9 protein-coding genes and 1 pseudogene are annotated in these 15,031 nt (G+C 68.4%); 3 read left to right on the forward strand and 7 right to left on the reverse strand.

All coding sequences use genetic code 11. From position 1 onward, the window contains the following. The first annotated feature begins 87 nt into the window (after positions 1–87). Positions 88–663, forward strand: a complete 576-nt coding sequence (gene thpR, locus ACFYXM_RS14315; protein ID WP_389289295.1) for an RNA 2',3'-cyclic phosphodiesterase — start codon at positions 88–90, stop codon at positions 661–663. Positions 664–991: 328 nt separating this feature from the next. Here the strand turns inward: thpR and ACFYXM_RS14320 are convergent, their stop codons facing one another. Genes ACFYXM_RS14320 through ACFYXM_RS14335 form a run of 4 tightly spaced genes read right to left on the reverse strand, consistent with a single transcriptional unit; the run spans position 992 to position 7,518 of the window. Then, positions 992–2,761: an ABC transporter ATP-binding protein gene (locus ACFYXM_RS14320; protein ID WP_389289296.1), complete on the reverse strand. Its 1,770-nt coding sequence runs from the start codon at positions 2,759–2,761 to the stop codon at positions 992–994. 43 nt (positions 2,762–2,804) lie between these two features. Continuing rightward, positions 2,805–4,106 (reverse strand): lanthionine synthetase C family protein, encoded by a 1,302-nt coding sequence (locus tag ACFYXM_RS14325; RefSeq protein WP_389289297.1) that lies wholly within the window; start codon positions 4,104–4,106, stop codon positions 2,805–2,807. Positions 4,107–4,121: 15 nt separating this feature from the next. Further along, the gene (locus ACFYXM_RS14330) at positions 4,122–7,295 is read right to left on the reverse strand and encodes a lantibiotic dehydratase (RefSeq protein ID WP_389289298.1); all 3,174 of its coding nucleotides are present in this window, start codon (positions 7,293–7,295) and stop codon (positions 4,122–4,124) included. A 7-nt stretch (positions 7,296–7,302) separates the two neighbouring features. After that, the gene (locus ACFYXM_RS14335; RefSeq protein ID WP_389289300.1) at positions 7,303–7,518 is read right to left on the reverse strand and encodes a hypothetical protein; all 216 of its coding nucleotides are present in this window, start codon (positions 7,516–7,518) and stop codon (positions 7,303–7,305) included. Positions 7,519–7,773: 255 nt separating this feature from the next. On the opposite strand from ACFYXM_RS14335, the gene ACFYXM_RS14340 reads away from it, so the two are divergent. Continuing rightward, positions 7,774–10,011 (forward strand): BTAD domain-containing putative transcriptional regulator, encoded by a 2,238-nt coding sequence (locus ACFYXM_RS14340; protein WP_389289301.1) that lies wholly within the window; start codon positions 7,774–7,776, stop codon positions 10,009–10,011. Between the two features lie 137 nt (positions 10,012–10,148). Here the strand turns inward: ACFYXM_RS14340 and ACFYXM_RS14345 are convergent. The 3 genes and pseudogenes from ACFYXM_RS14345 to pip all read right to left on the reverse strand — a co-directional run. Next, positions 10,149–10,248 (reverse strand): annotated as a pseudogene (locus ACFYXM_RS14345) (aldo/keto reductase); the annotation flags it as partial. A gap of 186 nt (positions 10,249–10,434) precedes the next feature. Beyond that, positions 10,435–12,720 carry an N-acetylmuramoyl-L-alanine amidase gene (locus ACFYXM_RS14350; protein ID WP_389289302.1) on the reverse strand — a complete coding sequence of 762 codons (2,286 nt, stop codon included), beginning with the start codon at positions 12,718–12,720 and terminating at the stop codon, positions 10,435–10,437. A 518-nt stretch (positions 12,721–13,238) separates the two neighbouring features. Next, positions 13,239–14,210 carry a prolyl aminopeptidase gene (gene pip, locus ACFYXM_RS14355; protein ID WP_389289303.1) on the reverse strand — a complete coding sequence of 324 codons (972 nt, stop codon included), beginning with the start codon at positions 14,208–14,210 and terminating at the stop codon, positions 13,239–13,241. Between the two features lie 68 nt (positions 14,211–14,278). On the opposite strand from pip, the gene ACFYXM_RS14360 reads away from it, so the two are divergent. Next, positions 14,279–14,845 carry a hypothetical protein gene (locus ACFYXM_RS14360; RefSeq protein WP_389289304.1) on the forward strand — a complete coding sequence of 189 codons (567 nt, stop codon included), beginning with the start codon at positions 14,279–14,281 and terminating at the stop codon, positions 14,843–14,845. Positions 14,846–15,031: the final 186 nt, after the last annotated feature.

Here is a 15,031-nt window from a genome sequence, read left to right on the forward strand (position 1 = left end):
TCCGCGAACCGGGTCGACGGTCGTACCGGTCGGGTCGACGGCATGTAGGAAGACCAGGACGCGCCGGTACGGTGCGACACTCGGGCCATGAGCAGCCTCAGACTCTTCGTCGCCGTTCTGCCGCCCGACTCCGCTCTCCGGGAACTGCGCCGTGCCGTCGCTCCGCTGCACGCGCTCCCCGGTGCCGACCGCCTGCGCTGGACCGGCACCGACGGCTGGCACTTCACGCTCGCCTTCCTCGGGAACGTGAACGAGGAACTGCTGCCCGAGCTCCACGCCCGCCTGGCCCGCGCCGCCCACCGCACCGACCCCTTCACGCTGCGCCTCCACGGCGCCGGGCGGTTCGGCGGGCGGGCGCTGTGGGCGGGCGCCGCGGGCGCGATCGACACCCTGCGGCTCCTCGCCGAACGCGCGGACGCCGCCGCGCGCCGGTCCGGCGTCCCGATGGACGAGCACCGCCGCTACAGCGCGCATCTGACCCTGGCCCGGAGCCGGGGCACCTACGCCGATCTGCGCCCGTTCGTCGAGGCCCTGGCGGGCTTCGAAGGCACCCCGTGGGAGGTCGGCGAGGTCGCCCTCGTCCGCAGCAACCTGCCGGGCGGCGGGACGCCGGGCGAGCGGCCACGGTACGAGGTGCACGCATCCTGGCCGCTGGGCCGCTGAGGGCGGCGGTTACGCTCGGAGTGTGGATCCGAAGACCAGAAACCGCGTGATGGCGGCCGTGCTCGTACTGATGTTCGTCGTTGTCGCCGTGGCGTCCGCCGTCGGCCAGTGACGCGTACGGCCGCCGCCGACGGCCGGGCCGCGCGCCCCGTACCGAGCCCGGAGGCGTACGCCACCGTCCCCGTCCCGCAGCGCCGACCGGCCGCGGGGTGACCGCCGGTCGGCCCCTGACGAGGCCGGCACCCGGCGGCCCGCCCGGGCCCGATCCGGTACGCGTTGCTCATGCCGACCGCCGCACGCGCGCCCACCAGGGCTGACGGGACAGCCCTCAGGAAGCGTTGAGCTCTGCACGTTGCATGAGCGTCCACAGGTCGGCGTACTTTCCACCGGACGTCACCAGCTCGTCGTGCGGGCCGAACTCCACGAGACGGCCCCGGTGGAGCACGGCGATACGGTCGGCGTCGCGAATGGTGGAGAGCCTGTGGGCGATGGTGATTACCGTGCGCCCCTCGGACACCCGGTCGAGCGACTGCTGGATGTCGTGCTCGGTCCTGCTGTCCAGGGCGCTGGTCGCCTCGTCGAACACCAGCACCGGCGCGTCACGCAACAGTGCGCGTGCGATCGAGAGTCGCTGCTTCTCACCTCCGGACAAATGGTGACCCCGCTCGCCGACCGTGGTGTCGTAGCCGTCCGGCAGCTCGGATATACGGGCGTGGATACCGGCGGCCGTGCAGGCCTCCACCAGCTCCTGGCCCTCGGCGTCGGGCTTGGCGATCCTCAGGTTCTCGGCGATGCTCGCATGGAAGAGACACGGGTCCTGCGACACGACGGCGACCGCGTCCGAAAGGGTTTCGAACGTCAGATCCCTCAGGTCCTTGTCGTCCAGAGTGACCCTGCCACGCGTCGGGTCGTAAAGCCGGGCCAGCAACCGGGCCAGGGTCGACTTCCCGGATCCCGTCTCACCCGCGATGGCGATACGGGATCCGGCGGGGATGTCCAGAGAGATCCCCCGGAGAGCCGGCTCGGCATCGGCGGCGTAACGGAAATCGACATTGTGCAGACGGATGGATCCTCTGATCTCGGACCTGGGCACGGACAGGGCCGTCGGCTTCTCCTCGATCTCGGGTTCCTGATCCAGATACTCGAAGATCCTGGTGAACAGCGCCATGCTGCTCTGCAGTTCGACACCGAGCTGTGCAAGCGACATGGTGGGCCCGAGCAAGGAGGTCTGGAGGGTCACAAAGGCGACGAGGGTTCCGATCGAGAGGGAGGAGCTCCCGTACGCCGAAGCGAGCCCGGCGCCCCAGTAGAGGAACACGGAAAGAGACGTCATGACGATGGACAGCTGAGCGATGCGCCAACGTCCCGTCACTGCTGACCGGATGTCGAGGTCGGCCAGCTCGGAGGAGCGCTTGGAGAATTTCTCGACCAACGCGGCGGACCGGCCCATCGTCCGTCCGAGGACGATGCCGTCCACGGACAGCGATTCGTCCACATGCGACGTGAGGGACGCCATCTTCTCCTGACGCTTTTGCATGATCCTTCTGCGTGTTCTGCCGACGCTCAGGCTCACCAGGGCCACGACCGGAAGCAGGGCGAGGGAGATGCAGGCGAGCCGCCAGTCGAGAACGAACATCGCCACGGCGGTCGCCAGCAGCGTGGTCACGCAGTTGACGGCGGCAGCCGCGGTGTTCGTCACGAACGACTGCACGCCGCCGACGTCGTTGGCTATCCGGGACTGGAACTCGCCGGCATGTGTCCTGATGAAGAACCCCAGGGAGAGCCTGTGCAGATGGCTGTAGACGGACACACGCAGATCGTTGATGACTCGCTGCCCCACGGTGGTGGACATCCATGCCTGCCAGACCTGCAGGGATTCTGTGACCGCGATGACCGCGAGCATGCCGACGGCCAGCGCCGACAGCAGTCCCGGGCGCTTCTGCGGAATAGCGGTATCGAGTATCTCGCGTATGAGGAAGGGGGAGCTCAGCGAGATCGACGAAGCAATGACGATGAGGCCGAACACGGTGAACAGACGTGATCTGTAGGGAGCGAAGAGCGCGATGATTCGTCGCACCTCTGCCGTGTCGAACGGCATACGAGTCCCAATCTGCGGAGACGGCGGTGAGTCGGAACGGCTGTCACACAGTGAGCAGAGCGGTCCCCCATTCCATGGCTGCCGTGTTTCCTCGTGCGTACGACTCCAGGGCGAGGCCCACCCCCGTGACTCCGTCGAGGAATCCGGGGAAGTCCGCCTTTCCGTCCGACCCCTCCACCGAGAAGCGCAGCCCGAACGCGCTGTCCGCATCGAAGGATTCGACGATGCGGACCACGATGTCGTCGAGAACCTGCGACACCTGCGGGCAGTCCTCCTCGAAGAACTGAAGCAGGTGGAGAGCTCCGGCCCAGCCGTGGCAGGCGGAGGCATCGTGCACGACCCAGTCGGACGGGGGGACGCTCAGCTGGGAGGCCACCGAACGGATCGCCAGGTCCCACCAGTCCGGACGGTCGAGTGCGCGTCCGGCCAGTTGCAAGGCACGTGACACCCCCGGCGAGCCGTAGCACCACGAGGGACGCTTCCTGCGCCACGGGCCCACTTCGCCGGCTCGCCACTCGTCGAAGCTCACCCACCCGGGCCAGAAGACTCCGCGCTCGTCCTGGAGGCTCCAGTGGTCGAGGAGCCCGACGAGCCTCTCCATGGCCCCGCGCTGTCCGTCGACGACGATGCCGGCCGAACACGAGAGGGACAACAAGGCCAGGGGGCCCGCGATCCCGTGGGCCAGGCCCAGATTGAGATGGCCGTCCGCGCCGAAGGGCAGGGCCCTGTCCGGATCGGCGGTCGGCGGCACCAGTGACCAGTACCCGGGCACCCGCGAGCCGCCGTGCTCCACATCGGATGCCATCCGGACCAGGGCGGCAAGAATGCCTTCAAGTTCTTCGCGCATATCGTCCTGCCGCATGAGCAGGTAGCGCCCGATGCCGGTCAGACCGGACAGCACATCGAAGTCCTGAAAACTCTGGCAGGGGCCGCCGCCGACCATGGAGAGCATGGATTCGGAAACATATCGGACATGCGTGTCGAGTTTCTCGACGGCCTGGACATATCCACCGGTCGCGCGATGTGCGATCCAGGTGGCAAACGCCAGTGAGCTGACATCGTTGTACAGGCCCTTGACTCGGTCGGTACGGTGGAGGGCGGTGAGCGATTCGGCGAGGTATTTATGCGTGAATGCTGCACTGCCGGGGTCTCGCTCGATACGGCTGCTGAAGAGGAGGGAAATTCCGGGAAATCCCGAACCGAGCGAGAGCGGATACCATTTCTGGCTCTCCGGGAGCAGCTCTTGGGGCGCCCATACCTGATCGTGCACTCTGGCCGGATCCGCGAGCTTCTCGGCTATGAGGTCGGAAATGCGGAGGGCTTCCTGTGCGTATGTGCGAGTCACGTTCCTTCTCCTTCGCTACGGGGCGGCCCTCAGGGCGCGTGACGCTTTTTCCAGGAGCGTCAGGGTCCTTCGCTCGTGTGGGGCGTCCGTGCCGAAAAGGCGGTTGTGCTGCATATGGAGCAGGCCGAGAATTGCTGTGTTCTGGGAATCCTTGTCACGCAGCTCGTTCCGGACGCAGAGGACATGGTTCCCGTATTCCTGCGCCACCGCGGAGTTCTCCCAGAAGGGCTTGAGCGCGCCGACACCGGTGACTTCGGCGAGCTGCCGGGCCGTACTGCCGGGACGTATGAGTCCGGTGGCCATGTCGACGAAGTCCCGGGGGACGGAAACCGGGTCGTGACTCCTGGGTGCGACATGCGCCGCCCACTCGCACCAGTCCCAGTCCCCCAGGGATTCCAGGAGGGTCGCGTAATTGGCGACCAGGAGGACCTCCGACGGGACCTCCTTTTTGGTGGTGGGCAATTGTGCGAGTGCCGACTGGCTGTCGATGCAGAAGAGTTCCTCCGCGGGGACGATCGCCTCCGGGCCGCCGTACCGCGACACCTCGGGTTCGTAGGAGCTCAGTTGCACGTCCCGAAGCAGTCCCGCACTCTTCATCGTCCACGCATGACGGAACAATGTGGGAAGGACCTTCTGGCAGATCTTTTCGGGGGCGCCGTGGAAGCGAATTCTCAGATGCGGGTCCGGGTCGGCATAACGGATGAAGTGCCATCGGTCGATGGAATCGGCCACGTCCCGTACGAGCGCCGGTACGAAGGTCGAGAGGAGTTCGTTCTGGGTGGATTCGGAGGAGTAGAGTTTCGCGAAGATCCACTCGCCGCCGGGAAGATGAATGCTCTCGTCGAGCACGGTCGGCATGGTGAAGTGTGAGTGCTTTTCGTTCTTCACCCGTCGGGGCAGTAGCGGGACGATGAATTCGTTGCTCCGCCCATGGATCCAGTCGAATTCTCGATGGCTGGAGTTCCTGTCCTCCGTGACCCTGGTATCGGGATTCCTGACGATCTCACGTCGCAGCATCTCCTGTTGGAAGGTGTTGCTGAGATCGATTCCGTACACGCGGTCGTATGTGGCGACGTTGATCCGGTCGGGTATGTCGAATTTCTCCCGCCAGTTTTCGAGCGAAGCTCTCCAGGCTGTCCGGGCGATGGCTGCGCGCAGGAGTGTCCTGTCGACGTTCCACTGGAGAGGGGAGGCCACGGTTCTTCCGAAGCGCACACGTGGCAACTGTGGAGCATGCTCCTGGCCCGACCAGTCCCAGGGCTGCCACATTTTGGGTTCGCCACCGTAACGGAACTCCGCGAGGAACCGTGCGATGTTGGGTGCCTGATCCCGCACGTTGAGCATGTGCGGGAGAACCGGGGTGACTTCCTGCCCGGTCCTCTGCCAGTACAGACGCATACGATGTCCGTCGTCCGCCACGCAGAGGTCGCGCCAGTCGATGTTCGACGGATCCGCCGGATCATGAAAGGTGCCGAGATGGATCTTGTGCGGTGCGATGGCCGGAACCTGGACGAGATTGAAGAACCTGGGTGTTCTCGGCATGAAGAACACCTGGGCCGTGATCGCGTCGGGGTCCGGTGCCGCCATGAGCTTCGCCAGCTCGTCCGTACTCCCGGTGATACCGGCGAACCGTCCGGACGTGGCACCCGCGGTGACGCTTCCGGTCAGCGGCGTCGCGAGGAGCTCGAAAGCCCCTGAGTTGAGTGCTTCCAGGTCGCGCGCGAGCACCTGGAAGCTCAGTTCCATCGCGGTGGGAACGTGCGGGGGCCGGTCTCCCGACAGATCCAGGACGTCCTGACGGCTGAGGCGTATTTCCCGGGCGTGGGAGCCGAGGCCCTCCTGCAGCAGCGATGCCAGTTTCTCTTCGCGATCGGTGTCCGTGTCGGGGTGCCGGTGTGTGAGGTTCCGGTGCGAGGCCGGGTTCTGATAGGTCGCCGGAAATCCGAGCCCTGCATGTGGATCGGTGAGTCTTTCCACGGGAACGGACCGTCCCGTGCCGTACTTTTCGAGAAAGGCGTTCCGGTACTCGTTCCAATGGGAGTTGGGGGCGCTCTCCGGTGCGATGGACCACATCGCCGACGCGTAGGCTTCTGCTTCGTCCAGTACGGATCGGGGCAGTGTGATAGCCAGCCCGGAGAGCAGATCCACCTGAAGGGGTGGACGGCTGCTGTCCCCGAGGGAATGGACGAGTTCCAGAATGTTCTGCCAGCTCTCGATTCCTTCTCCCGGGGCAAGACCGGCGTATGCCTCCAGGGATTCTGAGACGGCGGCCATGCGAGGTGTTGCGGCGGAGTCCGGGCCGAGCGCGGTCATCGCGCTGTGCAGGGGCGTCTCGTTCGGATGCACGGGGGCGAATGAAGTCAGCAGCAGCTCATGCCGGATGAGCCCGGCCATCATGCTGTCGATCTTTTCGAGCGCGGATTCGCCGAACTTTTCGGCTGCCTCGGCCAGCAGCGAGGAGTAGGCCACCGCTTCACGCGTTCGTGACCGGAGCCAGGAGACTACCTCGGTATGGCGGACCGAAAACTCGCCGCTGAGACGCGATGCGCCGGCGGACGCCTCGTCCCCGACCCCGGAGCGGGTGTACGGAAGTATCAAGCGGTTTCCGCGAACGAAGCACAGGTTGTTGAACGTGACCACGACACGGTGCCGCGTCGCGGGATCCTCCAGCCACTGCGTGGTCATTCTGTGGAGCCATTCGCTGTCCAGCCGGACGGACTTTCGCTCCGGGACCTTCGGGCCGACGCTCCCTTTGACATCGACCGATGCTCTGGTAATGCCTGCGAACAGGCCGAAAGGTGTGGTGCGTCCGGTCATGCGGAGCATGTAGCGGGTGAGGGAGACAGCCGAACTCATCAACTTCTTCCGCTTCACGGGGAAGCCATGGGTGATGCGCTCGACCGTTTCGAGGAGTGAGGTGCTGGAGACTGCGATGCCTTCACGGAGGACGGGGTCCTTCATGAGCAGCCTGATGTATTGAATCAACTCGTCGTCTGCCGCATCCGGACCACCGGGTGCGTCCGGACTCACGAAGTCGAAGTCCCCGCGGGATCGCGAGGAGACCCGACACATGATGGGTTCGCCGGCTGCGTAGCTGTTCTCCGGTTCCATTTCCTCATCCTCACGCGCTTCATCCGACAAGAAGGGTCTCCTGCCGGGCGTGTGCAGTGCCGGCAGGAGACCTCCCATTACCTTGCTAGCAGCACGACCTGCACATGGAGAGGAGCGAGCAGGAGTGGGTGGCGCCGCTCTGCGTCGGGTAACAGTTGACGGTTCCGCAGTCCTGGCCCATCGACATCATGGGCTTGGTGTCTTCCGAGACGGACGCACCGGGGATGATCTGGATGTCGAGATCCAGCTCGCTGAGCTCGATGGTCTCGGCATCGGATTCCAGAAGCATGGCAGTACCCATGGGGAACCTCACCTTCGGTTGGTGGAACGAGTGCCTTCTGTGCGGCGGAGATTCACCGCGGTTGGACGGTGTCATGCCGACGAGGACGGTTTCTTGCACGTTCCTTGAACCGGTCTTCAAGGAATCTGCAAGATCCCGCGGGCCCCGTTCCGGGCTCCGCGGTGCCCTGGTCCGGTAGAAGCTCCTGGCCTACCATGATCTTTTCAGCGGAGGCGTCGCGGCTCTTCGGTCCCGTGATGACGGCAGGGGGGGCGCGTGAGATTTCAGTTGCTGGGCCCCGTGATGGGCTACTCGGGCGAGCAGCGGATTGATCTCGGTTCGGCAAAGCAGCGGTGTGTACTGGCGGTTCTGCTGCTGGACGCGGGGCGCGTCGTGCCCATCGAGCAGTTGATACACCGGGTCTGGGGCGAGGAACCGCCCCGTACGGTTCGTTCCACCCTCTACAGCTATGTGGCGCGCATCAGGACTGCCCTGCGCGATCCGGGCGGGCAGGCGGCCGGAATGACTGTGGTGCGGCATGCCGGCGGATACGTGCTGGAAGCCGACCATGAGTGTATCGACGTGCACAGCTTCCGACGCCTCACCGAGACTGCCCGGGCCGCTGACGACGACGGTGAAGCAGGCGACCTCCTGCACGCCGCGCTCGATCTGTGGCAGGACGAGGCCCTTTCCGGGCTGACCGGTGCGTGGGCCGAGAGCATCCGCACCCGGCTGGATGCCGAGCGGGTCGCCGCGGCGTTGCAGTACAACGACATCCGGATCGGACTGGGCGAGGGCGAGGAACTCCTGCCGGAGCTCCGCAGCCTGATGGCACTCCGGCCGCTGGACGAACGGCTCGCGGGGCAGCTGGTGACGGCTCTCTACCAGGCGGGGCGTCAGGTGGAGGCACTGGAAACCTATGAGGTGGTCCGTGACCGGCTCGTCGGCGAACTCGGCATCGATCCGAACCCCGACCTCCAGGCACTGCACCGTCAAGTGCTCTCGGCGGCCCCGGCGCTGAAGGGCACGAGCAGCCGCGAACCGGAGGTCCTCACCACGGTCCCCCGTCAGCTGCCGGCGTTACCGACCCCCTTCGTCGGCCGTGAACGCGAACTCTCGGTCCTGGACGAGATGATCGGCGAGGGACCGGAATCCGAGAACGCCGCGGTGGTGGCAGTGATCGGAGGCATGGGCGGGGTCGGCAAGACCTGGCTGGCGATACGTTGGGCATACCGGCACCTCAGCCGGTTTCCCGACGGGCAGCTCTATGTCGACCTGCGCGGATTCGACCACACCGAGGATCCGATCTCGCCGGCCGCGGTTCTCCGGGGGCTGCTTGACGCCCTGGGCGTGCCGCCTGCCGTGATTCCGGCCGGGGTGCATGCACAGACGGGCCTGTACCGGTCCCTGATCGCCGGAAAACGCATGCTGATCGTGCTGGACAATGCTCGTGACACGGCACAGGTGGCCCCTCTGCTGCCCGGTGGTCCGCACTGCACCACGCTGATCACCAGCCGCAACGCGTTGGCGGGGCTGCACACCACCTCTCGCACGCGTGCTCTCACCTTGGGCGCTTTCGCGGACGAGGACGCGCGTAGACTGCTGGCCGAGCGGTTGGGCTTCGTCCGGCTCGACGACGAGACGGATGCCGTTGCCGCGTTACTCTCGCACAGCGCAGGCCTCCCGCTCGCCCTGGGCATTCTGGCGACCAGAGCTGCCGCGCATCCCGAATTTCCGCTGGCGGTGGTCGCCAAGGAACTCCACAGCGAGGCGACGCGGCTCGACGTACTGGGCACTGGCGAGCTCTCCACCGATCTGCGCGCGGTATTCGCCTCCTCCCGCTCGGCGCTCGACCAGGAAGCGGCCAGGATGTTCGATCTGCTCGGGCTGGCCCCGGGCTCCGACATCAGCCTGGACGCGGCCGCCAGCCTCGCGGACCTGCCTTCGCCGCGTACGCGTGTGCTGCTGCGCCGGCTAGGCGCGGCCCACCTGGTGCAGCAGCAGGCCCCCGGACGGTACGCCATGCACGATCTCATCCGGCTCTTCGCGGTGGAACGCGGTCGCATGACGCTGGGGGCCGTCGCCAGGGACCGCGCGCTCAGGCGCTTGGCCGACTTCTGTCTCCATACCGCCTACCGGGCCGACCGGTTGCTCAGTCCGCACCGGGAGACGATGGGGCTGCCGATCCCCCGGGCGGACAGGCCCTCCGACGTGGTCCACGACGCGGCGAGCGCACTGGCGTGGTTCGAGGCCGAGCACGGCCTGATCGCGGATGTCCAGTCACTCGCCGCGAAGCGCGGGTGGTACGCGCTGGTCTGGCAACTGGCGTGGGTCTCGGAGCCCTTCCGGCTGAGACGGGGCCGCTATCGGGACAACCTCATGGCGTGGCGGCTGGCGCTCAAGGCGGCCGAACACCTCCGCGATTCGGGTGTGTCCGCCCCCACACTGCGCTTCGCCGGCCGCGCCTTCGCGATGGCCCGCGAGTACCCGGGAGCCGAAGCCCACTCGTCCTGAGCATCTGCGGAGCCGGGAGACAGCGTGCGGCGGACGGACGCGGACGTGGATGCGGATACGGGAACGGCGGCGGCGCGTCGGGCCGGTGTCACCAGGTGAACGCCTCCGGCGACGGGCCCGGCCCCGGAAAGATCTCGCTCGCCCCAGCCGCAGACGTTCGCGGTGTCGAAGAGGTTCAGGCCCGCGTCCATGATGGCGTGGCTGTCCGCCTCGTCGGTCCGCCGGGCCGAAGTTCATCGTGCCGAGGACGAGTCGGCCGACCTTGAGCCCGGTGCGTCCGAGCTGTGTACTTCATGGGCACCAAGAAACGCCTTCGAATCCGCTCGAAGAAAGGGCGGCCGGGACGCGGCCTGCCCGCCGCCCGGCGGGGTGCGGGGGCGGCGAGCAGGGGACGCGGGTCCGTGCGGGACCGGGGCCGTTCGGCTATTTCAGGTAGACGAGCCCGTCGGTGGTGATCGCCGGGCGGCCCGACGTGCCCACGACGACGATCTTGACGGTGTGCTTGGCACTGCCGGACCAGGTCTTCGTCCACAGCGCGTCGCGGTACTTGGTGCTGCTGGACTTCAGGTCCACCGTCGACGTCTTCAGACCGTCCACGTAGACGTGCACCTGGCCGGAGGTGGCGGCCCTGGAGACGACCAGGGCGGCCGAGCGGCCGGTGAACGTCCAGCTCAGGGACGCGCCCTTGGACGAGCTGGAGTACGACTTGCCGCCGAGGTAGCTGGTGGAGGACTTCGTCGTCCAGGTCCCGGTCTTCTGCCCCGAGCTCTCCTGGAGGATGACCGGGGTGCCGGAGACCGACGCGGCGGCGGTGTTGCCCGCCCAGTCGTACGCGGTCATCGGCCAGGAGGTGGCGGCCCCGGACTTCGCGGTGTGCGAGGCGCTGGTCGTCGTCGGCCCGTAGGTCCTGGCGACCGGGGCGGTGAGCCGGACCTCCTTGAGCGCGGCGGTGTCCGTGGCCTTCCACTTCAGGGTGAGCGGGACGGCGGCGGTGTTCACCGTGCCGGTGCGCAGCGCCAGGTTCGGCTTGGTGGCGAAGGAGGGCGCGCTCTGGTCGGCGACCACGGTGACCGCGGCGGACGTGGTGACCTTGCCGGACTGGTGGGTGGCGCGGACCTGGACCTTGTGGGTGCCGACGGCGAGCGTCGCCTTGGCGGAGGTGGCGGTGCCCGCGGCGGTGGCCACGGACTTGCCGTCGACCAGCAGCTCGTACTTGGAGACGAACACGCTCGGGGTCGACGCCGACCAGCCGACGGTGACGGCGGACTTGGTGTAGTACGTCGTGCCCGAGAGCCCGGCGCCGGTCACGGACTTGACGGTCAGCCCGGTGACGGGGCCCGCGGCGAGGGAGCGGATCGCGGGCAGCTGCCCGTACAGCTTGGTGCCGGGGCACTGGGTGTTGAAGCCGTCGCGGTGACCGGAGACGGTGTTGAACGTGTACGCCGTGCCGGAGGTGAATCTGGTGCCCGCGAAGTTGCCGCCGGTCGCCCCCGCCGTGAGCGTGGTGGTGCCCGCCGGGTCGACCTTGTACTGGCCGAGCTTCCACGCGGCGAGCCGGGCCACGGCGGTGGTGGCCGCGGTGGGCGCGGCGGCGTCCGTGTAGGTGCCGATGACGGCGATGCCGGCCGTGTCGCGGTTGAAGCCGTAGGTGTGCGCGCCGAAGACCGGCCGGTCGACGCCGCCCTTGCGGCCCTCGAAGACCGTTCCGCACTTGTCGACCACGAAGTTGTAGCCGAGGTCCTTCCAGCCGTTGGCCTTGACGTGGTACGCGTACAGGCCGCGCACGATGGCCGCGGAGTCGGCGCACGAGTAGGTGTTCGTCTCGGCGGTGTGGTGGACGAAGACGGCCTTGACGCCGTTCAGGTACTCGGGCGCCTCCGGGCTCATCGACTCGTCGGCGCCCCAGCCGGCGCGCGAGACGATCGGCGGCTTCGGCACGGTCGACGGCGGGGCGGGCGGCAGCGTCGGCGCCGGGGGCGTACTCGCGGAGGGCGAGGGGCTGGTGCTCGCCGTCGGCGTGGGCGTTTGACCGGCCGGTTCGGAGGCGCCGGGCGTGGGGTCGGTGGTCGGGGTCGCCTCACCGGACGGCTCCGTGCCGGTATCGGGCGCGGTCGGCTCGGGCACGACCGGGTCCGAAGGTTCGGCGGTCGGGGTGGCCGCGGGGTCCTCCGCCCCGGGCAGGTCGGCGGCGAAGGCGGCGGGCTCCGCGTTCAGCGTGCCGCGCCCTGGGTCCACGGTGTCCAGCCGCAGCCCGGCGGGCAGCTTCGAGGAGACCTTGCCGCCCGCGTTGATCCGTGCCTCGACACCGTTGGACGGGCCGACCCAGCGAGGTTCGGTGCCCCCGCGCACGCCGGCCCGGCCGGTCTCCGCGCGGCCGGTCACGTCGGTGTCGAGCGGCAGCCAGGGCGTCCAGGTCCCGTCGGCGGCGGACCGGGTCCGCACCTCCACGACGCCGGTGACCTTCGCGGCCGGGTCGGTCCAGGTGATGCCCAGCATGCTGAAGGGGGCGGTGTCCCGCTTGCCGAGGGTGGCCGACGTGCCGTCGTCGGCGACCTTCAGCGCGGTCGCGTGCACATCCGGCCCGGCCGGCCCTGACTTGGCGTCGGTGTCCGCGGGGGAGTCGCCCGTGACCCCCTCGAAGACCAGGACCCCTGCCACAGCGGTGGTGGCCAGGGCGGCCGTGAGCCAGATTCTCTTCTTCGATCTCAAGTCGTACCCCACGGGATGGTGTTGGACATGAACGCGTCAGCGCGTGTCCGACGACAGCACTGGTTCATGACGAGACCAGTGGGGGGTACGAGTGCTGTCGCGTGCTGCCGCGTGCGTGCTGCGAGGACACAGCTTGCCATGCCGTTCCGGCGGCCGGACCCCTGCCCCCGCCCGTGACGCCCCGGGATGCGATGAATTCCGCGTTCGTTCACCGCCCGGCGAACCGGTACGGAGCGGTCGATACCGCTCGGTGAGCCGGTTTCGGAGGGACCCGTGCCGCCGGTCTCGCGACGGTCCGGGCCTTCCGCGTCGTGGACACCGCCCGGTGAACCGGTCCGGCGCCGGTCAGTTCACCTCAGGGCTGTCCCGTAATTCCTGGCGGGCGCGCGACGACGGCTGCGGCCCCTCGCCGCGTTGTCGGAGTGTCCGCATACGTCCAGTATGCGGACGCCCCTCCGCCTTGCGATGCACCGCATCCGACGCCGCGCGCTGGTCCGCCACGGATTACGGGACAGCCCTCAGGCGAACCGGTCCAGCGCCGCCAGCACCGCCCGGCGCGTCGCCGTACCGCCCAGATGCCCGGCCCCGTCGATGACCGTGAGCTCGGCGTCCGGCCATGCCTTCGCCAATTCCCATGCCGTGATCAGTGGTCCGCCCAGGTCGAACCGTCCGTGCACCAGCACGCCCGGAATCCCCGTGAGCCGCCCCGCTTCCCGGATCAGCTTCCCCTCTTCCAGCCAGGCGCCGTGGGAGAAGTAGTGCGAGCAGATCCGCACCAGCGCCTGCCTCGCCCGGCCGGGGCGCCCGCTGTACGGGGGCGGTCCGGTGTACTGCTCCAGGGAGACCACCGCGTCCTCCCAGGCACACCAGTCGGCCGTCGCCCGCTCCCGTACACCGGGGTCGGGGCTCTCCATGCGCCGCGCGTAGGCCGCGAGGACATCGGGCGTGGCATTCCCCTCGACCTCCGGCACCCCGGCCCGGAACAGGTCCCACGCCTCCGGGAAGATCTGTCCGGCGCCCCGGTACAGCCAGTCGATCTCGGAACGCCGGGTCGTCGTGACCGCCGGGATCACGATCTCGGAGACCCGCTCCGGGTGCTGCTCGGCGTACGCGAGGATCAGCGTCGAACCCCACGACCCGCCGTACAGGAGCCAGGTGTCGATCCCGAGGTGCCGACGCAGCCGCTCCATGTCGGCGATCAGCCGGTCGGTCGTGTTGTACCGCATCTCTGTGGCGGGGTCGCTCGCATGCGGGGTGGAACGGCCGCAGCCCCGCTGGTCGAAGAGGACGACGCGGTACCGGTCCGGGTCGAAGTACTGCCGGGCGCGCTCGGTGCACCCCGAACCGGGGCCGCCGTGCACGACGACCGCGGGTTTGCCGGCCGGGTTGCCGCACACCTCCCAGTACACGTGGTTGCCCTCGCCGACATCGAGCATCCCGTGCGCGTACGGTTCGATCGGCGGGTACTTCTCATCGGGCTCGTGGTCCATGGTGTCGTCGCTCCCTCGGCTCCGGCGGGCAAAGGGAGCATCGTAGGGCGGGGCGTAGCCTGAGCGCCGTGAATTCCGTACCCCGAGTACTGGCCGTACTCGACGAGCTGTTGACCGTCGCGGCGCCCGACGACCGCGGAGCGCTGTGGCAACTGGCCGAGCCGGGCCGGGAGCTGGACGCCAATCTGGTGCGTCTCCCGGCGGGCGCGGAGGTGGGTGAGCATCAGGAGGACGTGCTGGACGTGCTCCTGGTCGTCGTCGCGGGCGGCGGCCGGGCCGTCGTCGCGGGCGAGGAACTGGACCTGACACCGACCACCGTCCTCTGGCTGCCCCGCACCTCCCGCCGCGCGCTCGTCGCCGGGCCGGGCGGCCTGGCGTATCTGACCGTCCACCGCCGGCGCCCCGGACTGACGATCACATCCCCGGCCGGGACCTCGGCGCCGTTCCCGGTCACGGAGCCGGGTGCTGAGCCGGTCGCGGAGTCGGCCGGGCCGTACGCCGTGCGCCCGGCCGCGGACGAGGGCGGCGAGGCGCCCTGCATGCTGGACCTGGTCTGCCCCGCGTGCGGCCGGCTCTCGGCGGACCCGGAGCCGGTGTTCTGCAGCAGGTGCGGGGAGCGGTTCGCCGAGCGCTGACCGGCGGGGCCGACCACTCCTTGCCGGGGCCGCCGGCCCCGTCCCGGGCCGCCGCACGGGCTTGCGACCTGGGGAGCGACAGGGAGCGGGTTCCCGACGCCCTGCGACTCCGCCTCCCGCGTCGTCGTCGGTCACCGACGCCCCTTCCCCGAGCTCTCAGCTGCTTTCGAGCAGGACAGACCCCAT

This window comes from Streptomyces sp. NPDC002476 (assembly GCF_042889785.1).
In the GTDB taxonomy this organism is placed as follows: domain Bacteria; phylum Actinomycetota; class Actinomycetes; order Streptomycetales; family Streptomycetaceae; genus Streptomyces.